The sequence below is a fragment of the Pseudomonas sp. F8002 genome (genome assembly GCF_013385495.1).
Lineage (GTDB): Bacteria > Pseudomonadota > Gammaproteobacteria > Pseudomonadales > Pseudomonadaceae > Aquipseudomonas.
In genome coordinates this window covers 152,473-175,197 of record NZ_JACAPW010000031.1, presented here as the reverse complement: position 1 = coordinate 175,197, position 22,725 = coordinate 152,473, and the positions used below count along the sequence as shown (strand labels likewise).

At 62.7% G+C, this 22,725-nt stretch carries 21 protein-coding genes and 1 riboswitch; of the genes, 15 read left to right on the top strand and 6 right to left on the bottom strand.

Features of this window, described 5'->3' with window-relative positions:
* Positions 1–12: 12 nt before the first annotated feature.
* Genes tssH through HX811_RS22365 form a run of 10 tightly spaced genes read left to right on the top strand, consistent with a single transcriptional unit; the run spans position 13 to position 13,156 of the window.
* On the top strand, positions 13–2,577 hold the full coding sequence (gene tssH / locus HX811_RS22410) for a type VI secretion system ATPase TssH (RefSeq protein WP_177047457.1): 2,565 nt from the start codon (positions 13–15) through the stop codon (positions 2,575–2,577).
* Positions 2,577–4,109: a sigma-54-dependent Fis family transcriptional regulator gene (locus HX811_RS22405; RefSeq protein ID WP_177047455.1), complete on the top strand. Its 1,533-nt coding sequence runs from the start codon at positions 2,577–2,579 to the stop codon at positions 4,107–4,109. Before tssH ends, HX811_RS22405 begins: the two co-directional genes overlap by 1 nt.
* A 33-nt stretch (positions 4,110–4,142) precedes the next feature.
* Positions 4,143–4,274: a hypothetical protein gene (locus HX811_RS22400; protein ID WP_003208049.1), complete on the top strand. Its 132-nt coding sequence runs from the start codon at positions 4,143–4,145 to the stop codon at positions 4,272–4,274.
* 18 nt (positions 4,275–4,292) lie between these two features.
* Positions 4,293–5,471, top strand: a complete 1,179-nt coding sequence (gene tagH / locus HX811_RS22395) for a type VI secretion system-associated FHA domain protein TagH (protein WP_177047453.1) — start codon at positions 4,293–4,295, stop codon at positions 5,469–5,471.
* A 5-nt stretch (positions 5,472–5,476) separates the two neighbouring features.
* Positions 5,477–5,959 carry a type VI secretion system lipoprotein TssJ gene (tssJ, locus tag HX811_RS22390; RefSeq protein ID WP_023658927.1) on the top strand — a complete coding sequence of 161 codons (483 nt, stop codon included), beginning with the start codon at positions 5,477–5,479 and terminating at the stop codon, positions 5,957–5,959.
* 1 nt (position 5,960) lies between these two features.
* Positions 5,961–7,289: a type VI secretion system baseplate subunit TssK gene (gene tssK, locus HX811_RS22385; RefSeq protein ID WP_177019434.1), complete on the top strand. Its 1,329-nt coding sequence runs from the start codon at positions 5,961–5,963 to the stop codon at positions 7,287–7,289.
* A gap of 4 nt (positions 7,290–7,293) precedes the next feature.
* Complete coding sequence (icmH, locus tag HX811_RS22380) at positions 7,294–8,154, top strand: type IVB secretion system protein IcmH/DotU (protein WP_177047451.1); 861 nt, start codon at positions 7,294–7,296, stop codon at positions 8,152–8,154.
* A 15-nt stretch (positions 8,155–8,169) separates the two neighbouring features.
* Positions 8,170–11,556 (top strand): type VI secretion system membrane subunit TssM, encoded by a 3,387-nt coding sequence (gene tssM / locus HX811_RS22375; protein ID WP_177047450.1) that lies wholly within the window; start codon positions 8,170–8,172, stop codon positions 11,554–11,556.
* Positions 11,553–12,290, top strand: a complete 738-nt coding sequence (locus HX811_RS22370) for a PP2C family serine/threonine-protein phosphatase (RefSeq protein WP_177047442.1) — start codon at positions 11,553–11,555, stop codon at positions 12,288–12,290. Before tssM ends, HX811_RS22370 begins: the two co-directional genes overlap by 4 nt.
* The gene (locus HX811_RS22365; RefSeq protein WP_177008247.1) at positions 12,278–13,156 is read left to right on the top strand and encodes a serine/threonine-protein kinase; all 879 of its coding nucleotides are present in this window, start codon (positions 12,278–12,280) and stop codon (positions 13,154–13,156) included. Before HX811_RS22370 ends, HX811_RS22365 begins: the two co-directional genes overlap by 13 nt.
* On the opposite strand, the gene HX811_RS22360 is transcribed toward HX811_RS22365, so the two are convergent.
* Positions 13,153–13,482, bottom strand: coding sequence for a DUF6388 family protein (locus HX811_RS22360; RefSeq protein ID WP_087694170.1), 330 nt, complete (start codon positions 13,480–13,482; stop codon positions 13,153–13,155). The genes HX811_RS22365 and HX811_RS22360 overlap by 4 nt on opposite strands.
* A 27-nt stretch (positions 13,483–13,509) precedes the next feature.
* Positions 13,510–14,805, bottom strand: coding sequence for a serine hydrolase domain-containing protein (locus tag HX811_RS22355; RefSeq protein WP_371132454.1), 1,296 nt, complete (start codon positions 14,803–14,805; stop codon positions 13,510–13,512).
* A gap of 254 nt (positions 14,806–15,059) precedes the next feature.
* Between HX811_RS22355 and HX811_RS22350 the strand changes: the two genes are divergently transcribed.
* Positions 15,060–17,153 (top strand): EAL domain-containing protein, encoded by a 2,094-nt coding sequence (locus tag HX811_RS22350; protein ID WP_102604784.1) that lies wholly within the window; start codon positions 15,060–15,062, stop codon positions 17,151–17,153.
* Here HX811_RS22350 and HX811_RS22345 read toward each other — a convergent pair.
* Positions 17,131–17,997, bottom strand: a complete 867-nt coding sequence (locus HX811_RS22345; RefSeq protein ID WP_177047438.1) for a LysR family transcriptional regulator — start codon at positions 17,995–17,997, stop codon at positions 17,131–17,133. The two genes, HX811_RS22350 and HX811_RS22345, sit on opposite strands and share 23 nt — an antisense overlap.
* A 92-nt stretch (positions 17,998–18,089) precedes the next feature.
* On the opposite strand from HX811_RS22345, the gene HX811_RS22340 reads away from it, so the two are divergent.
* Positions 18,090–18,644: a DUF4865 family protein gene (locus HX811_RS22340; protein WP_177008281.1), complete on the top strand. Its 555-nt coding sequence runs from the start codon at positions 18,090–18,092 to the stop codon at positions 18,642–18,644.
* 40 nt (positions 18,645–18,684) lie between these two features.
* Here HX811_RS22340 and HX811_RS22335 read toward each other — a convergent pair whose 3' ends face one another.
* Together HX811_RS22335 and HX811_RS22330 are read right to left on the bottom strand one after the other, a co-directional pair.
* Entirely contained in the window at positions 18,685–19,413 is a 729-nt protein-coding gene (locus HX811_RS22335; protein ID WP_177047436.1) for a CbtA family protein, read from the bottom strand.
* A 15-nt stretch (positions 19,414–19,428) separates the two neighbouring features.
* Positions 19,429–19,641, bottom strand: a complete 213-nt coding sequence (locus HX811_RS22330) for a CbtB domain-containing protein (RefSeq protein ID WP_003208073.1) — start codon at positions 19,639–19,641, stop codon at positions 19,429–19,431.
* A 31-nt stretch (positions 19,642–19,672) separates the two neighbouring features.
* A riboswitch (cobalamin riboswitch) is annotated at positions 19,673–19,812 on the bottom strand.
* A gap of 27 nt (positions 19,813–19,839) precedes the next feature.
* On the opposite strand from HX811_RS22330, the gene HX811_RS22325 reads away from it, so the two are divergent.
* The 3 genes from HX811_RS22325 to HX811_RS22315 are packed head-to-tail and all read left to right on the top strand — an operon-like array spanning position 19,840 to position 21,949.
* On the top strand, positions 19,840–20,403 hold the full coding sequence (locus HX811_RS22325) for a histidine phosphatase family protein (RefSeq protein WP_177047434.1): 564 nt from the start codon (positions 19,840–19,842) through the stop codon (positions 20,401–20,403).
* Positions 20,404–20,461: 58 nt separating this feature from the next.
* Positions 20,462–21,217, top strand: a complete 756-nt coding sequence (gene cobF / locus HX811_RS22320) for a precorrin-6A synthase (deacetylating) (protein WP_003208076.1) — start codon at positions 20,462–20,464, stop codon at positions 21,215–21,217.
* A gap of 12 nt (positions 21,218–21,229) precedes the next feature.
* The gene (locus HX811_RS22315) at positions 21,230–21,949 is read left to right on the top strand and encodes an alpha/beta hydrolase (protein WP_003208077.1); all 720 of its coding nucleotides are present in this window, start codon (positions 21,230–21,232) and stop codon (positions 21,947–21,949) included.
* A 145-nt stretch (positions 21,950–22,094) separates the two neighbouring features.
* On the opposite strand, the gene HX811_RS22310 is transcribed toward HX811_RS22315, so the two are convergent.
* Positions 22,095–22,673: a hypothetical protein gene (locus HX811_RS22310; protein ID WP_177047432.1), complete on the bottom strand. Its 579-nt coding sequence runs from the start codon at positions 22,671–22,673 to the stop codon at positions 22,095–22,097.
* Positions 22,674–22,725 lie beyond the last annotated feature (52 nt).

Below are 22,725 nucleotides of genomic sequence, written 5' to 3'. Positions count from 1 at the left end.
GGATTGATGGATATGATGAATGTGGATCTGCAACAACTTATCCAGGCATTGACGGCGTCCACACGGCGCGACCTGGAACGCAGCGCCGAGCGTTGTGTCACCCGGGGCGGCGGCGAGGTGCTGGTGGAAGACTTGCTGCTGACGCTCCTGGAGCATCCCGAGGGTGTTCTTATGCGAGCGCTGCAGGATGCGGGCGTGGATGCCGGGGAATTGCAGGCCGTGCTGCAACCTCGGGTCGACCAGAGCGCTTCCCGCAATCCGGTGTTTTCGCCCGCCCTGGTGCAATGGCTGCAGCAGGCGTTGCTGGTTGCCCATCTGGAGCTGGGCCGACGGGAAGTGGACCATGGCGCCTTGCTGCTCGCCTTGTTGCGCAACCCGATGCAGCACGCTGGCAGCCGTTACCAGGCGGTGATGAGCACGCTTGATGCACCGCGTGTGCTCGGATTTCTCTTGAGTGAAAACGCGCAGGCGGCTCCAGCTGAGGCGGGGAGTTCCTTGCTGGAGCGCTTTACCCATGACCTGACTCGCCAGGCCCGGGACGGGAAACTCGACCCCGTGCTCTGTCGCGATAACGAAGTCCGGCAAATGATCGATACGCTCGCGCGGCGGCGCAAGAACAACCCCATTCTGGTGGGCGAGGCGGGTGTCGGGAAAACCGCGATAGTCGAGGGCCTGGCCCTGCGGATCGTCAGCGCGCAAGTGCCAGAGGTGCTCAGGAAGGTGCGCCTGCTGACCCTGGACATGGGCCTGCTGCAAGCCGGTGCCAGTATCAAGGGTGAGTTCGAGCGCCGCCTCAAAGGCTTGATCGATGAGGTCAACGCCTCGCCGCAACCGGTCATCCTGTTCATCGATGAGGCCCATACCCTGGTCGGCGCAGGCGGCTCGGCCGGCAGCTCCGATGCCGCCAACCTGCTCAAGCCAGCGCTGGCACGAGGTGAGTTGCGTACCATCGCCGCGACGACCTGGTCTGAGTACAAGAAGTACTTCGAGAAAGACCCGGCGTTGGCGCGGCGTTTTCAGCCGGTGCAGGTGCACGAGCCGACGGTTGACGATGCCGTGACGATTTTGCGTGGGTTGGTCCCGGTGTATGAGGCCAGCCACGGAGTCTACGTGCGCGATGACGCCGTGGTCGCCGCCGCGCAGTTGAGTGCCCGCTACCTGGCCGGCCGCCAGTTGCCGGACAAGGCTGTGGACGTGCTGGACACCGCTTGTGCCCGGGTGCGGATCAGCCTGGTCACGGCGCCGGACGAACTGCAGCAGTTGCGCGCCGAACTGGCCGAGGGCACGCGCCAGCAACGTGCCGTGCGCAGGGATGCCGACGCGGGGTTGGCCATCGATGAACAGGTGCTGCAGCACCTCACCCGGAGACTGGAAGAAGTAGAAGTCGCACAGTTCCAGCTTGAACAACGCTGGACCCAACAGCGCGAACTGGCCGAGAAGGTGCTCTCGCTGCGCCAGCAACTGGCCGACGCCGGTAACCTTGGCGAAAGCACTGAGGCTCTCGCTCCGCTCCTGGCCCAGAACCATCAAGCGTTGCAGGCCATACAGCACGAACAGCGATTGGTCAGCTTCGAAGTATGCCCACGGTTGGTGGCGCAGGTTATCAGCGCCTGGACGGGTATTCCCCTGGAGCAGCTTGCCCGCGAACACAGCGCGAAGGTCCTGAACTTTGCGGATGATCTGCGTGGTCGCATCCTCGGCCAGGAAGGTGCCGTGCAGGTCCTGGACCGTTGCCTGCGGGCTGTCGCGGCCGGCGTGAACAGGCCTGATGCCCCCGTGGGGGTATTTCTGTTGGTGGGCCCCAGTGGTGTCGGCAAAACTGAAACTGCCCACGCCCTGGCCGACCTGTTGTATGGCGGCGAGCGCTTTGTCACCACGATCAACATGTCTGAATACCAGGAGAAACACTCACTGTCCCGGCTGATCGGTGCACCACCGGGTTATGTCGGTTACGGGGAGGGCGGGGTGCTGACTGAGGCGGTGCGGCAAAAGCCCTATTCAGTGGTGCTGCTCGATGAGGTGGAGAAGGCGGATCCGGATGTCCTGAACCTGTTTTACCAAGTGTTCGACAAAGGGGTAGCCAATGATGGAGAAGGACGTGAAATCGACTTTCGCAATACCCTGATCCTGATGACTTCCAACCTGGGCAGCGATCTTGTCACCGGGCTGTGCGCCGACAGTCAACGACCGGCTGTCGAAGTACTGCACGCCGCGATCCGGCCGGTACTGACAGCTCATTTCAAGCCGGCGCTGCTGGCCCGTATGCGAGTCGTGCCGTATTACCCGGTGGCAGGCGCGGTGCTGCACCAACTGATTGAACACAAACTTCAGCGACTGGGCCAGCGTCTGCTTCAGCGCAAGCTCGCATTCACTCACGCAGGGGATCTGGTCGCATACATGGCCGAGCACTGTAGCCACAGTGGGAGTGGCGCGCGGTTTGTCGACCAATGGATCGAGGAAAACCTGTTGCCGCAGGTGGTGGATCGCCTGCTGGATGCGATGGCCGTTGGCAAGTCCCTGCAGTTCGTCCATGCCAGGCTGGATGCCAATGGCACCGTAATCTGTGAGTTCAACTGATGGCGGACAATCCGTTTACCCAGTTGCCAAGCCCGCTGGACTACGCCGCTGCCTTGCTGGGATGGTTTACCCGGTTGGGCATCAATAGTGACGAATCGACATTGGCCGATGACTTTGCGGCAGGCGCCGCGCAACTGAGCGGCTGCGAGCTTGGCCAGTTGTACCTGCTCGACCAGGCCACCGGCCGCCTCGAACTGGCTGCCCAGTATTTGCCGGGCCTGTCGCCGCCAGGGGCGGTTGTGAGCTCGGGCGCGGATTTGCGGAACGAGCAACTGTTGCAGTACGTGCTGCAACAGAACCGCGTGTTCAACCTCACCGAGGCAGGCAGCAGTGTGTATGACACGGGGTTTCTGCCAGCGGTCGCGGCGTCCTGGCAATCACTCCTGTGCGTGCCGTTACCGGGGCCGAGCAAGCAGGTATCCGGGATGGTGTTGTGTGCCAGCCTGCGAGCGACGGAGCTGGCTGGCTATGGTGCGTCCCTGGGCCAATTGGGCAGTTTTGTCTTGAGCCAGTTGGCCCTGTTGCGGCGAATGCGCCGGACTCCCGGTGCGTTGAAGGTGGTTCGCAGCACCCGCAGCACCAGCGCCTACGGCTTGATCGGAAACAGCACGGCCATGGACGAGACGTGCCGCCTGATCGGCAAGGTGGTGCATAGCCCCTACACCGTGCTGCTCCGGGGCGAGACCGGCACCGGTAAAGAGGTGGTCGCCCGGGCCATTCATGCTGCCGGCCCGCGCAGCAGCAAGGCATTTGTGGTGCAAAACTGCGCAGCGTTTCCCGAAGGCTTGCTCGAAAGTGAGTTGTTCGGTTACCGCAAAGGCGCGTTCACCGGGGCCGAAAGAGACCACGCCGGCCTGTTTGACACCGCCCACGGCGGCACGCTGCTGCTCGACGAAATCGGTGATATGCCGCTCTCACTGCAGGCCAAGTTGTTGCGGGTCCTGCAGGAGGGCGAGATTCGGCCGTTGGGTGCCAACACGTCCCACAAGGTCGACGTGCGAATCGTCGCGGCGACCCACCGGGACCTCACCAGCATGGTGGCTGAAGGAAGCTTTCGCGAGGACCTTTATTACCGGCTGGCGCAGTTTCCTATCGAGTTGCCGGCGCTGCGCCAGCGGGACGGGGACGTGCTGCAACTGGCCCGGCATTTCGCCGACAAGGCCTGTGCATTGTTGGGGCGAGCCACGGTGGGCTGGTCGAGTGCGGCCCTGGATCAACTGTCCAGCCACCACTTTCCCGGCAACGTTCGTGAGCTCAAATGCATGGTGGAGCGGGCGGTGCTGCTGTGCGACGACGAGGTGATCCTGCCTGCGCATTTATCGCTGCCATCAACCCTGTCCGCGCCCGCTGTCGACGCAACGCTGCGCCAGCGCATGGAGCGAGTCGAGCGGGTAGTGCTGATCGACTGCCTGCGCAAGAACCGTGGCAATCGAACCCGCACCGCCCGTGAACTGGGCCTCGCCCGGCGCACGTTGTTGTACCGCCTTGCACGCCTGGACATTCCGTTTGGCGAAGTCCAGGGAGAGTGCTGAATGGCACACCCTTTCAATTCCGGGAGATACCTGATGCCTGTTAGTCAGTGGCAAGCCCTGGTGCTTGTGTTGTTTTTGCTGAGTGGCTGTAACACCAATCATGTCTTTGACGACGATGACTACCGTCCGCTGGGTGATCCACGGTCCACCGGTCGTGGCCTGTGAGCGCGGAGGAGTCCTGCCATGCAGCTAGTGTTTGAGGTGTGCCCTGCGGGGCCAGCAGAGTCCGCGCCGGCGCTGCGCAAAGTCTTTGACGGAGTGGGGGGCGTCATCGGCCGGGGGGCCGGTTGCGACTGGACCCTGCCTGACACCAGTCGCCAGGTTTCCGGTCGTCACGCGGTGATCAGTTATCGTGACGGCCGGTATTTCCTGACGGATATCAGCAGCAATGGAACCCGCCTGGCAGGCCGCAGTGAGCGTCTGCATGAGGGGCAGCAGCAACCGATAGATGACGGCGCGGTATTTCAGCTGGGGCCGCTGAGTATTCGCGCACGACTGGTCAGCCCACCGCTGGGACAGGGCCAGGACGGATTACACAGGCTGATTCCCGATGATGCATTCCTTGAGCTGGACCCACTGCGGGCAATGGCCAGCGAACTGCAGCGCGAGGACGGGTCGCAAGAGCTGGCGGCCCTGAACATGACCACCTACGAGACATTGCGCTGGACGGACCACGCGGCGGACCGGGATCACCTGACGGTTCCCGAGCTTGTGAAGCCTGCGCGCCAGGTTGCCCCAAGTCCGCAATCGCCCGTTCCAGGTCACGGCTCAGGGCCATTCTGGTTGGGGTTTGCGCAGGCACTCGGTATTGATCTGGGCGACCTCGATGAGTCGGCAAGAGAAGTCCTGGCGATCAAGGCCGCGAGCTTGCTCCGGCAAATGACTGAAGGGTTGCAACAGAGCCTGGGCACCCGTAACGAGCTCAGGCAAGAGCTGAAACTGGCACTCACCCAGACGCCGCTCCAAAGCCCCAACCCACTTAGAGACAGCGCAGACGCCAGTGCGGCCTTGGGGTCGCTGCTGGGTGTCGGGCAGCTGGGGCAGGTTTCCGCCGAGATGCTTGTCATGCGGGCGTACCGCGACATGCAGGCTCACGAGGTGGCCTTGCTGGCGGCCTGCCGCGCGGCAGTACGCGGCGCTCTGGCAGCCTTTGCGCCCGGCCATTTGCTGCTGTGCTTCGAACGCCAGGCAAGGCCGCCGCTGATTCCCCGGTGTGGCGCCCGCTGGCGCGCGTATCAGCGCCATTACCAGGCACTGATCGAGGACGAGCACTTGAGCGAGCGCCTGCTGGGCAGCGACTTCGCCAAGGCGTACGAGGAACAGATTCGTCTGATCTCAACCCTTCACCGTTATCCAGGATGATCTTCATGTCCCGAGTCACCGTTGCTTTGTTGTGCGCTGTAATGGGTTTGCTGGGTGGTTGCTCCCTGTCGCCCTTTTCGAAGTTGACCAAGCTGGACCTGACACTGACCGCCAGCGAACGGGTCAACCCTGATCTCCATGGTCGCCCGTCGCCGATCGTGGTGCACCTGATGGAGCTTCGACACCCCGTGGCTTTTGAAAATGCGGACTTTTTCAGCCTTTATGCTCATGCCGAGCACACGTTGCCCAAGGACCTGGTGAACCTCGAAGAGCTGGAGTTGCGCCCCGGCGATCACTCCACGCTCAAACTCAGCCTCGAGCCAGGCAGTCGTTATGTCGGTGTGCTGGCGGCGTACCGTGATTTGCCTCACTCGCAATGGCGCTATGTGTTGCCGGTGACCGCGCAGCGATTGACCGGCGCTGAACTGATCCTTGATCAGGCCGGCATTCGGTTGGTCAACCCGCAACCCGCGAAGGCGGGCGACTGACATGTACAGCCAAAAAGTCATCTGGCAGGAAGGCATGTTGTTGCGCCCTCAGCATTTCCAGCAAAACGATCGGTACCACGATCAGCAACTCACGCGCCGCACCCAGCTGTTGTGCCGTCACGCCTGGGGCTTCCTGGCCCTGGAAATCGATGTGCAATACCTCAATATGGGCAAGGTCGTTATCAGCCAGGCCAGCGGCATATTGCCGGATGGCAGCCTGTTCGAGCTGGGCGGCGCGATGGAGTCGCTGGTGCTGGAGGTTCCGGTCAATACCGGGAAGCAGTCGATCTACCTGGCCTTGCCGCTGGCCACAGGTAACTGTGTTGAAGCCCGTCGACCCGAGCAGATTGATGTGTTGGCGCGCTACAAGACTCTTGCGGTAGACGTCAGCGACTCCAACGCCGGGGAAGAAGCTCGTCGTCAGGTCAATTGCGGGCAGCTGGATTTTCGCCTGTTGCTGGGGGAGCAACACAGCGACCCGCATTACGTGAAGCTCAAGGTTGCCCAGGTGCTCAGTTGCACTGAGGAGGGCGTCAGCCTGGACCCCGATTTTATCCCGAGCTTCATTCACCTGCATGGCTCCGGCTACCTGCTGTCTTGCCTCAAGGAGGTGATCAGCCTGCTCGCTTACCGGGGGGATGCCATCGCCGAGCGGATTCGCGCCAACGGTACCGCCGCCGGCGCGGAGGTTGGCGACTTCCTGATGTTGCAATTGATCAATCGCACCGAACTGGTCTTGCGTCACTACCTGAGCCTGAGCCAGGTCAGCCCTGAAACGCTGTATCGAACATTGCTGTCGATCCTGGGTGAACTCGCGACGTTTGCCAGCGACAGCAAGCGTGCGCACTTCGAGGGGCATTACCGGCACAGCGACCAGGGCGCCAGCTTTCGTGGATTGATGGAGCCGATTCGCAGCCTGCTGTCGATGGTGCTTGAGCAGCATGCCATTGAGCTGGCGTTGCAGCCTCGCCAGTACGGGGTGCTGGTGTGCCCGGTGAGCGATCTCAACCTGCTGGGTTCGGCGACCTTCATTCTGGCCGCCAGCGCCCATTGTGACGCCGAGGAGCTTCGTCACCGGCTGCCGGCGCACCTCAAGGTCGGCCCCGTGGAGCGGATTCGCGAGTTGGTCAACCTGCAGTTGGCGGGCATCAAGGTCAAGCCGCTGCCGGTGGCTCCCCGGCAGATACCGTTTCATGCCGCCAACACCTATTTCATGCTTGAACTCGGTGCCCGGGACATTGAGCAGTTGAAGCAGTCGGGAGGATTTGCCTTCCACGTCAGCGGTGAATTTGCCGAACTGGAACTGAAATTCTGGGCCATCAGGAACTGAGACCATGGACAGGGAATACCCGCAGGACGAGAAAACCGTCCTGCTTGATCGACAGGGACGCGGACCGGCGCAGGGACCGATGACCGACTTCGCATCGCCGCCGCGTTTCGAACAACTGGAAGACCGGATGATCTACGCGGCCCGCTTGCAGGGCGCGGAGCATTTCGACATTGGCCTGAACAGTTTGGTAGCGCCTGCCTGGGAGCTGTTGTCCGAGGTGGTCCGCCTCAAGCGCAGTACCGCCGAGGAAAGCCTGCGCGCCCTGAATGAACGACTCTCGGCTGCAGTCACGTTGTTCGAGACGCGGGCCCGGCATGACGGGGCCCAGGCCAGCGAGGTCATGGCGGCGCGGTATGTGCTGTGCAGCGTGATCGACGAGGCAGTGGTCACCACCTCATGGGGCAGCCAGAGCGATTGGTCGAAGATGAGCCTGCTGAGCAGTTTTCACAACGAAACCTTCGGCGGCGAGAAGTTTTTCCAGTTGCTTGAGCGCATGTCGAGGGACCCCTTCAAGCACCTGGCGATGCTGGAGTTGATGTACCTGTGCCTGTCCCTCGGGTTTGAGGGCAAGTACCGGGTCATGGAGCGTGGGTTGCTGCAGCTTGAACAGGTTCGGGACGCGCTGTATCGGCAGATCCGGCATGTGCGGGGTGATACGCCTGCGGCGTGTGCGCCGTCGCCCAGGCCGGAACAGCCGCGCCGGAAACGGCTGAGGGTCGTGTCGCTCACCTGGATTGCAGTGTTTGTCGCCGCCAGCCTGTTGAGCCTGTATGCAGGATTTGCCTGGGTGCTGGGCCAGCAGCGTGAAGCGGTGTTGCAACCGTATCAACTCGTGGCGCCGGATATGTTCCGGGCGCCGCTCTAACGCAGGGAGCAACGCATGAACGCATTCTTCAGGAGCGCGGGCGCCGTGCTGGGCAGGGTTTGGGTCTGGAGCCTGCTGCTGGTGCTCGCGGTCGCAATGACCGTGTGGTTCTTCGGGCCACTGCTGGCTGTCGACGACTATCGATTCTGGCAAGCGGCGGCATCGCGCTTGCTGACAATCAGCGGGCTGTTTTTGTTGTGGGGCCTGGCGATGGTGTATGCCAATTGGCGCAGTATGGCCCGGCAATCAACCGTCGATGACGGCGAACCACGCCCGCGCAAAGGCCAGGTTGAAAACGAGCAGCGGCACCTGCGCGGTCGCTTCAAGGACGCTTTGTACACCCTGAAACACTCCCGGATTTATGGTGAACGCAGCCCGCGTTGGCGTAATGCATTGCCCTGGTATTTGCTGATCGGCAAGGAAGGCAGTGGCAAGTCCCGGATGTTGGCCGCCAGTGGCTTGCAGTTGCTCCAGGATCAGGGCGCGTCGGTAGCGACGCAGGGCGGTGCCACGCGGGACTGTAACTGGCATTTCGCCGAGGACGGCGTGTTGCTCGACGTCGCCGGCCGCTACCTTACCCAGCCTGACAGCCAGGTCGATGGCGCGGGTTGGTCGACGCTGCTGGAGCTGCTCAAGGTGCGGCGCCGGACACGCCCGCTCAACGGTGTGGTGGTGGCGCTGTCAACGGACACATTGCTCCATGGCAGCGAGCGTGAGCTGGAGAATGAGGCGCGGGCAGTCCAGAGTCGGTTGCTGGAGATCCGCCAGACGTTGCATGTGGAGGTGCCGATCTACCTGGTGGTGACCCAGGCCGACCGCCTGCCGGGGTTTGCGGAGTTCTTCGACCGGCCGTTGGGCGAAGGCAGTGATGCGGTGTTGGGCGAATCTATCGTCCCAGGCAAAGCGGGTATTGGCATTGCCCAGGTACGACAGGCGTTTGAAGCACTGCTGCAGCGCTTGAGCGGTGAGCTTGTGCAGCGCCTGCACCAGGAACGCAACAGTGATCTGCGCGGACGGATGCTCGACTTTCCCCATCAGGCGGCCCGGATTGGCGAGCGCCTGAGCCTCTATATCGACGTTGCTTTTTGCGGCCCGCGTTATCAGCACACTAACGGCTTTCGTGGTTTCTACTTGACCAGCGCCGACGGTGGCCCACAGGCACTTGAACCACGTTCGCACTTTATCCAGGGCTTGTTCAGCCGGGTGATTCTGGCGCAAGCCGACCTGGCGGACCTCGATAGCCAGGAGCGCCGTCGAATCCGCCGGCACCAGGGGGGGCTGGCCCTGGGCGCACTAGTGGTCGTCGTGGCGGCGGGCTTGCTGTGGACCCACAGTTACTCCTCCAATCATCAACGTCTGGAGCAACTGCAGGCGCTGGCACGACAGCCCGCACCCGTGCAGCCTGGGTCAGACGCTACCCAGGCACTCCTGCCGCTGCTGGACAGCCGCCTGGCGGCCACGCGGATTTTCCCCTTGCCGGGCGAAGCCAGGCTGGTTGAGCGGATGGGGTTGTATCAGGGCAGTATCAGCCGGCCGGTGCTGGAGCAGGCCTACGAGCGTGCCTTGGGCCGGCTGTTGCTGTCCCAGGTCAGCGAGATGCTGCAGGAACAGGTTCGCGGCAGCCTGGAAGATCGTGAGCGGCTGCTGGATAACCTCCGGGCGTACCTGATGCTCAACCTGCGGGAGCGGCGGGATGTCGGCTGGCTGCGTGAGCGGGTGGCGGGGCATTGGTCTGTACGGTTTGCCGGTGAGCCCTCCGTGCAAAACCGGTTGAATGAACATTTCGCGCGCTTGCTTGAGCAGCCGTTCGTGCAGCCGCTCGATGACGAGCTGGTGGCCCGCGCGCGCCACGTGTTGCGGGGCGAATCGCTGGTTGACGTGGTGTACCGGGTGCTGCGCGAACAAGCTCGCGGCCTTGAACCGTTGCGCCTTGCACACGGGCGGGTGTTTGAGGGGGGCGAGCGTTCCATTCCGGGGTTTTATACCCGCACGTACCAACGGCATTTTGAAGCGCAGGGCGCGCGGCTGGTGAATACCATCGTCCAGGACAACTGGGTGCTGGGAGAGGGCGCCGACCTGAGCGCCATGGATTTGCAACGGTTGATGGTGGAGCTTGAACAACGCTACTTCAGCGAGTATGCCGATGCCTGGAGCGAGGCGCTTGGGCAGGTTGGCCTGCGTGAAACTGAAAACTCCAGGCAAGGCGCCGAGCAGCTCGCCAGCTTGACGTCGGCCCAGTCGCCGTTGTTGCAGTTGTTGCAGCAGGTTCGTGACCACACGCGCCTGCCGTCGGCCAGTGAGCGCCTCGACGAGCTGGCTGCCAAGCTGCCTGGGCCTGCGGCAGAGCGGTTGCCGACCGCCGCCGGGCTGGTCAATGCCTTGCCCGACAGCGCACGGCGAGCCATGCAGCGCCGCTTCGAGCCCTTGCACCAGTTGCTGGACAGCCAGGAGAGCCCGGGGGCCGAGTTGACCGGCGTGTTACAGGCGCTCAACGACTTGCACCTGCAGTTGGCGAGCTTGAATCGCGAAGGCGCGCCGGAGCCGGTCGCGTTCGAGATGGTCAAGCGGCGGATCCAGGGGCAACAGGATGCGCTGAGTAACCTGCGCAACGTGGCCGCGCGTTTGCCGCTGCCGCTGGCGGGCTGGTTCGAAAGCCTGGCCGACGAGCATTGGCGCCGCCTGCTCGACCAGGCCTATCGGCATGTGAACCAGCGTTATCAGAGCGAGGTATATGGTTTCTACAGCAGGGCGATCAAGCTGCGTTTCCCGTTCAATGCCCACGCCAGCAGCGACGTTTCCCTCAACGACTTCCAGGAGTTTTTCAAGCCTGAGGGGATCATGGCGCGATTCTTTGACAGCTATCTGAAGCCTTTTGTCAGCGGTGATTCCGGGCGCTACAGGCTGCGTAGCCTGGATGGGCGCAGCTTGCCGATGTCTCGGGCGTTGCTCGACCAGCAGGCGAAGGTGCAGGTGATCAGGCGCGGTTTTTTTGCGGATGAGCCGGGGGACTTGCAGGTTCGTTTCACGCTCGCACCCTATAGCCTGGACCCGTCGGTGAGTCGTGCGGTCTTGCGTTTGGGTGGCCAGCAGATGGAGTACCGGCACGGGCCGATTGTCCCCATGGCGATGCAATGGCCAGCCGAGGCTGAGAATGGTCGCAGCAGCCTGGTGCTGGAGCGGGGCAGCGAGCGGGCGTTGGGGCTCGAAAAAAATACCGGGGCCTGGTCCCTGTTTCGCTTGTTCGACTTGATGCAGAGCGAACCCTCCAGCGGGCAGGATGAGCTGATCCTCAAGGCTGACCTGGCAGGCTTGCGCGCCAACTACCTGCTGACCAGCCGACGCACACCCAATCCATTCCAGATGGCGCAGTGGCGAACTTTTCGCCTGCCGGAGCAGTTGTGAGCCAACCTCGCGACCGCTGGCACAGCGCCGGTCGCACAGACCGTGGAAAGGTCCGTTTACGCAACGAGGATGCCTTTCTCGATTGCCCCGGGACGCGCTGCTGGGCCGTGGCGGACGGGATGGGCGGGCATCAGGCGGGGGATATCGCCAGCCAGCTGGTGGTCGATGGCCTGGCGTCATTGCCCGGCCAGGGCAGCCTGGATGAACGCGTCGAGGCGACCCGTCGTTGCCTGCAATGGCTCAACCGGCGGCTGGGCGATGAATTGACGCTGGCCTCCGATGGCGCCGAGGCCATCATGGGAAGCACGGTCGTGGCGTTGTTGCTTCAGGGCGATCGCGCTGCGTGTGTCTGGGCCGGTGACAGTCGTTGCTATCTGTGGCGCGGGCAGACGCTGTACCAGCTGTCGCGAGACCACTCGCTGTGTGAGCAATTGATTGACCAGCAGGTGAGCCCGGAACAGGCCAGGGCCCATCCAGACGCACGGGCCTTGACCCGGGCCATCGGCTCGCGGGCACCACTGAGCCCGCAGGTCCTGGAACTCGGTACCTTGGCAGGGGATGTGTTTCTGTTGTGCAGCGACGGCCTGTACCAGGCGCTTAGCCACTCTGAGTTAGGCCAGGCCTTGAGCCAGGGAAATCCGCAACGTGTCCTGGACCAGCTGTTTGCAGGTGTCTTGCGCGGCACGGCCGGCGACAACCTGACCGCTGTGGTGGTGCAGTCATGCGCGACCTGACCCACTTTGCCTTTGCCAAGGCCCCGGTAAACCCACCGCGCGACGGAGCCCCCGAGTTGCTGGCCGGGCGATACCTGATCGAGCGCGTGTTGGGCGCAGGCGGCATGGGCGTGGTCTATCGTGCGCGGGACCTGCTGCACGAACAGTTTGGCGAACCCTGCTCCAGTGTCGCGATCAAGGTGTTGGGCGAAGCCATCCGCGAGTCTGCGGATGCCCACGTGTTGCTGTACAACGAGTTTGCCCTGACCCGCAGCCTGCGGCATGAGCAGGTGGTGCGTGTGTATTCATTTGAAGTGGATGCTCCCGGCCAGATCGCATTCTTTACCATGGAACTGCTCCAGGGCATGACTCTGGACCGGTTGCTGCTGGAGTGCCCCGGCGGTTTACCCTGGCAAGCGCTGCAAGGCATCGCCATGCAATTGCTCGACGCGTTGCGCCATAGCCATCAGCAGGGTGTGCTGCACGGGGATGTGAAACCCGCCAATGTCATGGTGGGAGACGGCGGGTTGCGCTTGTTCGATTTCGGTCTGGGCGAGGCTTGCGGGCAGGCCCCGGCGGGTTCTCCAGGCTTGAGTCGCAGCCGCTTCAATGCCTGGACGCCCGCGTACGCCGCGCCGGAGTTGCTGGCTGGCGGAGCACTGTCGGCCAGCGCCGACCTGTATGCAGTGGCCTGTGTGTTGTACGAATTGGCACAAGGCCGGCGCCACGCCAGTGACAGGCCGGCCCGGCCCAGGCAACTGCCTCGTCATTGCTGGCCTGTATTGCGTACGGCGTTGACGGCTGACCCTGAACGCAGGGCCGTTACCCTTGATGAATTACGCGCGGTGCTCGCTGATCGCAGGAAGGGCCTGGGCCGCTGGTTCTAGACGGGCAAGTCGTGCAGCTGGCAATACTCGAACCAACTCAGGCCTGCCATTTGCGCCACCTCCTTGTGCACCTCAAGGCGTTGCGCCTCGAACTCCGCCGGGGAATGCGCCGTCAATTTCAGCGTCAGTTCCCAGGCGAACAAGCCCTGTTGCTCGGCTTCTGCCTCGAAGGCTTCATGCAGGCGCTCGGCGCGGTACTGCTCCATGGTTTCCCCTTTGGCCTGGGCCGCCAGGGGGTTCAATGTATTCAGTTCCGCGGCCAGGGCCGGGTGTTCACTCAAGAATCGGTCCAGGGCTAGCTGGTGGTTTTCGCCGGGTTGGGACAAAGGTTTACTCCACGGTAAGAGAGACGGTCAGTGTGGCTTGGACATTAAAAAAGCCGCCATGGCTGCATAGGCGGGCAAGGTCACCCCATCATTGGCGGCGTTGCCGGCCACCGGGTGGGAGGCATAGCGAACAATCACCATTTCGGCCTTGGGGTCGATGTAGATGCTCTGGCCATGCACCCCGCGGGCCATGAAGGCGCCGTCGGGATTGTGGGTTACCCACCACATGTTGCGATAGCTCCAGCCCTTCAATTGAGCGTAGCCGGCCTGGGCGAACGCCTGCTTGTCGCCGCCCTGGCGAATATCCGTCACCACGTTTTCGGGCACGATCTGCTGGCCATTGAAGCGCCCGCCGTTGCGCAGCATCTCGGCAAACCGGGCCAGGTCCCGCAGCCCGGTGTTCAGGCCGCCACCGGCGAAGGGTGTGCCGATGGAGTCAACGGTGAAGTAGGCGTCCTGTTCGGCGCCAAGCCGACTCCAGATGCGTTCGCTGAGCAGTTGCGCGACATTGCGCCCGGTCGCGCGGGCAATCACCCAGCCGAGTACGTCGGTATTGACGGTCTTGTAGCCGAAGGCACGCCCGTGTTCGCCGCGCTGCTTAACCGTTTGCAGGAACTCGTAGTAGCTGCGCGGCCCGGTGTAGTCCTTGGGTTTGGGCAGCGGGTTGCCGGCCTGAGCGTGGGCCCAGACTTCGGCGTTGGGGTCGGCATAATCTTCGCTGTAGTCCAGGGCGGTGGTCATGTCCAGCACCTGGCGCAAGGTGGCGCTGCCAAAGGCCGAACGGCCGAGTTCGGGCACATAGTCGACGATCTTTTTCTGTGGGTTCAGGGTGCCATCGGCCACCAGCATCGCGCCCAGGGTACCGATCACCGATTTGGTGACCGACATGGCCGCGTGTTGCCCATCCTCCTTGAGCACCCCGAAATAACGCTCATAAACCACCGTGCCGCGATGCATCACCACGATGCCATCGGTGTAGGTGGCGTCCAGGGCCTGGCGCCAGGTCAGCGGCTGGGCTGCACCCACTGGCTGCACGGGGATTGCATCGAGTGCCGGGTCGAGTTTGCGTGGCAATGCCAGCGGTGCGCCGAGCCCGCGGGAGACGTTCACCGTGGGCATCAATTGGCGAAAGTTGGCGACACTCCAGCGCATCGCCGGGAAGCGGAAATAGCTGCCGTCTTCAAAGCGTACGGTGCGGTCGGCCGGCGGCGGTGCGCCGACCATCCATTGCAGCCTTGCCGGGTCGCTGGCCTGGGCATCGGCGAAGGTCGGGGTGGCGGCGCCGGCCAACGGGCTGGTCAGCCCAAGCAGCGCACAGGCCATGAGGGGAGTGAATCGCAGCATCAGTCGAGTCCGTTCGAGGGGTGCGTCGTTTTTTACGACAACCAGTGTGCCAAAGGATGGGCCAACCCGAGCCAATCGACAAGCAGCAAGCCCCTGCGGTGATTCTGAATAAATGCGCCAGGGGCGGCAAAAGCCTTTCGCTTGCGGTGTCAGGGCGTGTAGCGTTACCCCGTGATAAGGCGACAGCCAGGTGTTATTTTGCGACCCTGGCATCAGGGACCGAGGGACAGGTGATGGCGCAAACGCTGTTCAAGCTTTTCTTCACCCAGCGGCTGGCGGCCCTCGCCAGTACCGAGTCGTTGCGGGCCATACGCGAGGGGCTGTTGTGGATCCTGCCGTGCCTGCTGGTATCGGCCGGTTTCCTGATCCTGTCCGAATGCGCCCGAGTGCTGGGTTTCGACCCTCAGGTGGTGGCCTTCCTGGCGGGGTTGCACAACCAGATCAGCTCGGTGATCCCGCTGCTGGTGGCAGCCTCCATCGGTTACATGCTCGCGATCCAGCACCGCCTGCCGCAACTCCCGGTAGCGTTCCTGTGCCTGGCCCATGTAGTGATCGCCACGTTTGTGCTGCGGGATTTTCCCCGAGCCTCGGCGACCTTCGTGTTGTTCATCGCCATCGCCTCACCGCTGATCAATGTGCCCGCCATCGCCTGGCTGCATCGGCGTCGCTGGACGCGGTTGATCAACGAAGACCTGGTGGGGCACAACCTCAAGGGCACCCTCAATATGGTGGTGCCGGGGGCGATCACGGCGCTCGGGCTGGTGCTCGTGCTGTCGTTGCTGTTGCAGATTCCGCAGGTGGCACAGCTTCAGGGGCCGCAGGTGCTCGATGCACTGGAGACGCCCTATGGCAGCGGCCTGTTTGTGACCCTGATGAATTCGCTGCTGTGGTTTTTCGGGATCCATGGGGTCTACGCCATGCAGCCGTTTTTTGATGTGCTGGACCAGGCGGTCGGGCTCAATAATGCGGCGGTGGCCGCGGGCGAGCCGGTCAAATATCTACTGAATGGCGGCTTGCTGGGTAGTTTCGCGTTTATCGGCGGTTCGGGTGGTGCCCTGTGCCTGCTGCTGGCGATCCTGCTGTTTTCCAAAAGCCGGTCCATGCGATTGGTGGCGATGGCGAGCCTGCCGTTGTCATTGTTCAATGTCAGTGAAGTGCTGTTGTTTGGCTTGCCGATCATTCTTAACCCGCGGCTGTTCATTCCCTTTCTGGTGGTCCCGGCGTTCAACGTGATACTGGCGTTGATGGTGGTGCAGATTGGCTGGGTGTCGCCTGCGGTGGTGAGCGTGCCATTTACCGCGCCGGTGTTGCTCAACGCCTACCTGAGCACCCACGGCGATCTCGCGGCAGTGTTGCTGCAGGTGGTGTTGCTGGGGGTTGGCATGCTGATCTATGCGCCCTATGTGCGCGCGATCAACCGCCAGGCCACGGAGGGCGGCACGGTGTATTTGAAGTCGCTGGACATGACCTTTCGCGGCCTGGAAGAAAAAGGCCGCTTGCTGGAGCTGGACCCGGTGATGGCGTCCCACAAGGCCCAGGCGCGCCAGGTCAGCGAGTTGAGCCATATCCAGCAGATCAGCGACTACGAGTTCTACCTCGAATTCCAGCCGCAGATTTCCACCCGGACCGGGCTATGCACCGGTTGCGAAGCGTTGATGCGGGCCCGGGACGCCGAAGGTACGGTGCATTCACCCTGGGAGTTCCTGCAATGGCTGGCCCATGCCAGGTTGATGCCCGACGTGGATGTGTGGGTGGCATCCCAGGCTGTGCGCCAGTACCAGAAGTGGCAGAAGGTCGGGTTTACGTTGCCGATGACGATCAATATCTCCAGCGCCACGCTGACTACCCCGGCGTATGGTGATCGGCTGGTGGAGATACTGGCCCAGGCCCACGGGCAGGTTTCGGTGGAGATCACCGAGGATGCGCTGGTGGGCGATATCCAGGGCACGCGGCAGATGATCGAGAAGCTCCAGGCGATTGGTGCCAAGGTGTATATCGACGACTTCGGCACCGGATTTTCAGCGCTGAGTTACCTGCACCAGTTCCCCGTGGATTTCATCAAGATCGATCGCAGTTTCGTGGTCGCCCAGCATGATCCAAAGGGCGCCCAGGTGTTGACCGGGATGCTGCGGTTCTGTGAGGCGTTGAACCTCGGGGTGGTGGTGGAGGGCGTGGAAACCGCCGAGCAACTGGCGTTTTTGCAGTCGGGCTCGGAGCTGATCATCCAGGGCTGGTACTTCAGCAAGGCGCTGCCGGGCGATGAACTGGAGCGGTTCGTGCGCGGGCGGTATACCCAGATGCAATCTAACGCTCCAGAACCCCTCTGAAGGTTGCGCTCAACGCCCGCAATGTCTCGCGGGAGCGGCCGTCGCTGATGCGGCTATGCAGCACGATTTCACTGACGGGCAATGCCGGTAATCCGTACTGTTCGCTGACGTCCACGGCGCCCGCCGGCGCCACTCGCCGGGCCAGCGCCGCCACACCCAGGCCGGCGCTGACTGCCGCACCCACCGCCATTACGCCGCCGCCGACAAACACTTCGGTCCAGTCAATCCGCGCCTCATCCAGCGCGCGTACCGCCAGGTGTCGCACGCCGCAGGGCGAGGCCATGGTTGCCATGCGCAGGGGCGTGCCGGGCGTGTGCTGCCAGGTAGGCGCGGCGAACCAGCCAAAGCGCTCCACCACCAATACCTCACCGTCCTGGCGATCGCCTTCGTTGCGCACGATCACCGCGTCCAGTTCGTTGCGGTCGAACGCCGCCACCAGGTCGCGGGACGATGCAATCCGCACCTCCAGGATCACCAGCGGGTCATAGGCGGCCAGGCGGCTGAGCCACAGTGGCAGGTCCGGCCCGGCCACGTGGTCGCTGATGCCGATCACCAACCGTCGCGGGGCGCCATTGCCCATGTCACCCAACGCCCGTTCGTGGGCATTGAGCAATGCGCGGGCGGCGACGATGAACTGCTCGCCCTGGGGCGACAGACGCACATGCCGCGGTGTACGCACCAGCAGGCGATAACCGAGGCGTTCTTCCAGGCGCTTGAGCTTGAGGCTGATGGCTGCCTGCGAGGTGTCCAGTGCCTGGGCCGCGCGGGTGAAGCTGGCGAAATCGGCGACCAGGACGAAGGCGTGCACGGTGTCGATATCCAGCGGCTTGAGTGTGTCGCTCATTTCAGTTCCTTATCACACCTATATCTGGTGATATCTTGCTGAAATCATGGGCACTGCGCAAGCTGGGCACTCATCTGAACAGGAGCGCCATGATGTTTGCCAAACAGTATTCACACCGCTTGCCAGCCGATTACGACATGGGTGTCATCCGTGAGCGGGCCGCTCGCCTGGGGCCGTTGTGGGATCATGCCGAGGGTTTGCTGTTTAAGGCGTTTATCGCCCAGGAGCGAGGGCAGGGGCCGGGGGTGGGTAACCTGTATTCGTCGGTTTATCTGTGGTCGGATCCTTTGCAGGCTGCGGATTTCTTGCTCGGCGAGCGCTTCCAGAAGGTCCTCGACAGTTTTGGCCAGCCGCACATTGAGTCCTGGTTACCGCTGGATGTGCAGCGAGGTCCGGCGCAAGACGCCTTGAGCCTGTATCGGGAGGAGTGGGCGCTGGCGCCGGGGGCGGACCGCGGGCAAATCCTCGCCGCAGAAAAGGCCCGCAACCAGCAGCTCGCGGACAGCAGCGATAACTTCGCGGTGTTTCTGGCGCTGGATGTGCAGGCGTGGAAGCTGGTGCGAATTACCTTGTCGGGCAAGGCGCTGGATGTGAACCATCCGGGCAATGGCTACGAGGTGTTCTACCTGGCGCGGCCCGGGGTGTGAATGCCGGTAGCCGCCGATGTGTCGGCGGCTACCTGTACCGTCAGGAGTTGAGACGCGCCCGAGGCTGGCTCAGTTTGCGCTCGGCCACGGCGCCGAACACCAGGCCCAGGGTGGTCCACAGCACCAGTTGAATCCCCAGGGAGGCCACGCGGAATTTCCACAGCAACACTGCCGAGAACTGTTCCGGCACTTCGTTGATGGTCGGGAACAAGCTGCCGGCCACCGACACGATCACGATATACAGCGCCACACCGAGGATCGCGCCTGCCCATAGGCCACGGCTGGCAATCAGCTTGCGCGCCGCGTTGATCCCAATCACCGCAGCCGCCACCGACACCAGCAGCATCAGGAAGAACAGCTTGGTGCGTTGCGCGATGGTGGCGGGGTCGCCCACCGATGGCGGGTTGGCCGGATACTTCAGCCCCGGCACCACGATGATCGTCACAAACGCCGCCAATGCCAGCAGCGCTGCCAAGCCACGGGGGCCGACCTTGCCGATGCGGCCCAGGGAGTAGGCGAACACCAGGGCGAAAATGCCACCCAGGGAGACGCTGTACACCACCACGCCGGTGAACAGGCCGAAGGTGCTTTGTACTTCGCGGCTCACCAGTTCTTCTTCCGGCGCGTCGCCGTGCATCTGTGCCATCTGATCTTCGAAGGCGATGGCCTTGTCGATCTGCGGCTCACCAAAGGTCTTGGCGAAGCCGAAGGCCAGGATGCCGGCGAGCAGGCCCACCAGCATCCCGCGAACGAGTAAATGCCCTGTCATGTCGTCACGCTCCAATCAATGGCAGGGGAAACCCAGCAGGTGGCGACCGTCATGCACAAACTCATGCACGTACATGCCTTTGAACACGGCCGTCGCGCCTTGCTCGGCGCCGACGAAGTAAATCGCGAGCAACAGCAGCAGGCCGCCGAAGATCGCCCAGGGCAGGATTTCGCCCAGGGGAATGGACGGTATTGAAACGTCGGAGCCAGTTGCAGCGGTATAAGCCATGAGAACCTCCAGGGATGACGCGTCCCGAAATGGATAGCGAGTTGGCTGAAACAGGGTCTGGCTTACGGCTAAAAGGCCGAATACAGTGGCGCGACCGCGCCGGCATTGAACCGGCTTCCTGTTGCAGAATAGTTGAAACATGTTGAAACAACTTCGCAAGTCTACGCTGACTGCACCTTAAAACCAGAGCGATTTGTCATGCAGGCCACCCGTTTGACCCTTGTTGCCCACGCCAGCACCCGTGCCCAGAAACAGGCACGCTTTGCGCTGGATGAGTCGGTGGAGATGGACTGGCAGCAGGCGGCGCGTTCCCAGGCGCAACGCTTCAAGCGTGCACCCCGGGTGCTGTGCGGCCCGGAGGCGCGTACCCGGCAGACGGCGGCGCTGTTTGCCGACGATGCTTTGGTTGAAACAGCCCTGCGCGATTGTGATTTTGGCCGCTGGCAAGGGTTGGCGATCGAGGAGGTTCAGCAGGCCGAACCCGAAGCGCTTCAGGCCTGGTTGACCGACAGCACCTCGGCGCCCCACGGCGGCGAGTCGGTAGTGCAACTGTGTGAGCGGATAGGGCAGTGGTTGCAGTCCCTCGAGCAATCCCCGGGGCATGTCGTGGCGGTGACGCATCCATTTGTGATCCGCGCAGCGCTGCTGCATGTCATGCAATGCCCACCCGCCATGTTCAACCTGATCGACGTGGAACCGCTGTCATCCACCGAGTTGCGCTTCAATGGGCGTTGGCGCCTGCGCCTGGAAACTCACGCCTGACGTCCCGAACATGGCAAAATCCGTTCCCCGCACCGAGACCCCCCATGAAGACTTTCCCATGAAACGCATCCTGATCATCGGCATTGGCGCCGGCAACCCTGACTACATCACGATGCAGGCGGTCAAGGCGCTCAACCGCACCGACGTGTTTTTCCTGATGGACAAGGGCCAGAGCAAGGACAAGCTGATCGACCTGCGCCGGGAAATCTGCGAGACCTACATCACCGATCACGCCTACCGCTTTGTCGAGGCCGATTGCCCCGAGCGGGTGCGTGGCGATATCGACTACACCACCGCCGTGAAGGACCTGAACCGCGACAAGCAGCAGACCTTCGAACGGATGATCAATGAAGAAATGGCCGACGGCGAAGTGGGCGCATTCCTGGCCTGGGGCGACCCCGCACTGTACGACAGCACCATTCGTATCCTGCAGGCGATCCTTGCCAGCGGCAGCTGCGAATTCGAATTTGAAGTGATCCCCGGGATCACCAGCGTCCAGGCCTTGGCGGCGCAGCACAAAGTGCCGCTGAACCGCATCGGTCGCTCCATCGAAATCACCACCGGGCGCCGGTTGGCGGCGGGGCAGGCGAGTGATGCCGACACCCTGGTTGTCATGCTCGATGCCGAAGATTCCTACCGCACCGTGGCCGATCAGGACCTGGATATCTACTGGGGCGCCTACCTGGGCACACCGGATGAAATCCTGATCAGCGGCAAAGTGGCCGAGGTTGCCGAAGAGATTGAACGTGTGCGCAAGGCGGCGCGCCAGGCCAATGGCTGGATCATGGATACCTATTTGTTGCGCAAACCCTAGAGGTTGATGCTCATGCTCAAACTGATTGCCCTGACGGTGGCGCTGTTTACCGGCGCCGCACAGGCCGAAGACGTATTGCACACCGACCTGCCGCTGCCTTACCTGGAACAGACCCAAAGCGATGCCCGCAACGAGCCGCTGGTGATCTTCCTGCACGGTTATGGCAGTGACGAGGCCGACCTGTTCGGGCTCAAGGACCGCTTGCCGTCGACCTGGACCTACCTGTCTGCACGGGCACCGATGCCGGTGGAGGGCGGTGGTTATCGCTGGTTTCGCAAGAAGCCGGGCGATGGCGATTTTGATGGCGAGACCGCCGACCTGCAGAGCAGCGCCAAGCTGATCGAAGCCTTCGTCGCCCAGGCCACCACCAAGTACCACACCCAACCTGAGCGGGTGTTTCTGGTGGGGTTCAGCCAGGGTGCGATCATGTCGTACGAAGTCGGGTTAAGACATCCCGAAACCCTGCGCGGGATTGCGGCGTTGAGCGGCAGCCTGCTGCCGGTACTCAAGGCCGAACTCAAGCCGGATGCGCCACTGGGCAAGCTGGCGATTTTCATCGGTCACGGGACGCTGGACCAGGCGCTGCCGTACTACTCGGCAACGCGGGCCAACGAGGTATTGCAGGGGATTGGCCTCACCCCGGAATTCCACGGCTACCCGGGGATGATTCATACCGTCGGTGAGGCGGAGTTGCTGGACTTGAAGCAGTGGCTGGAAAAGAGCCTGCGCTGAGTCCTGCGATGTGGACGCGATAAAAAATGTGGGAGCGGGCTTGCTCGCGAAGGCGGTATTTCAGTCAGCACATGTATTAACTGACCCACCGCATTCGCGAGCAAGCCCGCTCCCACATTGGATTTTCATTGCCAGATAAATCGGGTTATTTACCGCCGATAATTTGCTTCACCAACAGTGCATGACCGGCTTCATCATCCGCCCGGGAAATGGCCTGCACCACCAATTGGTGGCTGCCAGCGCCCGTCAGGAAGGTGGAACTCAGTGTCTTGCCACCGCCCATGGTCGCGGTGCTGTCGACCTGGCGCAGGGCCAGGCCTTTCACGGTGAGTTTCTTCTCGGCGCCTTTCTTGAAGTCCGGCAGGGCGGCGCTTTGTTCCTTGACGAAATCCGCCACGGCACCGTCGAGGAACTGCGGGTCGTTGTCCTTGATCAGGCCGGCGACACTCGGTTTTTCGACGACGAAGATCACGCTTTTGGTGGCCTGGTCACTGTACATCGTGCCGCTGGCGCCTGCGGTGCCGTGCTCGGCATCACCGGCCGGCAGTGGGTCGGCCAGGTAGGACTTGGGCAGGTTGAAGCTGAACTTGCCATCCAGGGTGGAGATGGTCTGGGTGGCGGTCTTCTGCGCCGCTGGCTTGCTGGCGGCGAGGACTTGGCTGGCGCCGAAGCCGGCGGCCAGCGCTAGGGCCAAGAGGGCTGCGGTCTTGCTGAGGGTGGCCATGAAGCTCTCCAGGGATGAACGAAATTGCGCCGTATTCTGTCAGAAAACTCGC

What these genes read in the sequence shown, in the direction of transcription:
- cobF (WP_003208076.1), top strand. Translation starts at nt 20,462, where the DNA reads ATGAAACGCATCCTGATCATCGGCATTGGCGCCGGCAACCCTGACTAC.
- HX811_RS22400 (WP_003208049.1), top strand. Translation starts at nt 4,143, where the DNA reads ATGCCTGTTAGTCAGTGGCAAGCCCTGGTGCTTGTGTTGTTTTTGCTG.
- HX811_RS22405 (WP_177047455.1), top strand. Translation starts at nt 2,577, where the DNA reads ATGGCGGACAATCCGTTTACCCAGTTGCCAAGCCCGCTGGACTACGCC.
- HX811_RS22340 (WP_177008281.1), top strand. Translation starts at nt 18,090, where the DNA reads ATGTTTGCCAAACAGTATTCACACCGCTTGCCAGCCGATTACGACATG.
- icmH (WP_177047451.1), top strand. Translation starts at nt 7,294, where the DNA reads ATGGACAGGGAATACCCGCAGGACGAGAAAACCGTCCTGCTTGATCGA.
- HX811_RS22310 (WP_177047432.1), bottom strand. Translation starts at nt 22,673, where the DNA reads ATGGCCACCCTCAGCAAGACCGCAGCCCTCTTGGCCCTAGCGCTGGCC.
- HX811_RS22345 (WP_177047438.1), bottom strand. Translation starts at nt 17,997, where the DNA reads ATGAGCGACACACTCAAGCCGCTGGATATCGACACCGTGCACGCCTTC.
- HX811_RS22330 (WP_003208073.1), bottom strand. Translation starts at nt 19,641, where the DNA reads ATGGCTTATACCGCTGCAACTGGCTCCGACGTTTCAATACCGTCCATT.
- tagH (WP_177047453.1), top strand. Translation starts at nt 4,293, where the DNA reads ATGCAGCTAGTGTTTGAGGTGTGCCCTGCGGGGCCAGCAGAGTCCGCG.
- HX811_RS22355 (WP_371132454.1), bottom strand. Translation starts at nt 14,805, where the DNA reads ATGGCCTGTGCGCTGCTTGGGCTGACCAGCCCGTTGGCCGGCGCCGCC.
- HX811_RS22315 (WP_003208077.1), top strand. Translation starts at nt 21,230, where the DNA reads ATGCTCAAACTGATTGCCCTGACGGTGGCGCTGTTTACCGGCGCCGCA.
- tssJ (WP_023658927.1), top strand. Translation starts at nt 5,477, where the DNA reads ATGTCCCGAGTCACCGTTGCTTTGTTGTGCGCTGTAATGGGTTTGCTG.
- tssH (WP_177047457.1), top strand. Translation starts at nt 13, where the DNA reads ATGATGAATGTGGATCTGCAACAACTTATCCAGGCATTGACGGCGTCC.
- HX811_RS22365 (WP_177008247.1), top strand. Translation starts at nt 12,278, where the DNA reads ATGCGCGACCTGACCCACTTTGCCTTTGCCAAGGCCCCGGTAAACCCA.
- tssK (WP_177019434.1), top strand. Translation starts at nt 5,961, where the DNA reads ATGTACAGCCAAAAAGTCATCTGGCAGGAAGGCATGTTGTTGCGCCCT.
- HX811_RS22350 (WP_102604784.1), top strand. Translation starts at nt 15,060, where the DNA reads ATGGCGCAAACGCTGTTCAAGCTTTTCTTCACCCAGCGGCTGGCGGCC.
- HX811_RS22325 (WP_177047434.1), top strand. Translation starts at nt 19,840, where the DNA reads ATGCAGGCCACCCGTTTGACCCTTGTTGCCCACGCCAGCACCCGTGCC.
- tssM (WP_177047450.1), top strand. Translation starts at nt 8,170, where the DNA reads ATGAACGCATTCTTCAGGAGCGCGGGCGCCGTGCTGGGCAGGGTTTGG.
- HX811_RS22335 (WP_177047436.1), bottom strand. Translation starts at nt 19,413, where the DNA reads ATGACAGGGCATTTACTCGTTCGCGGGATGCTGGTGGGCCTGCTCGCC.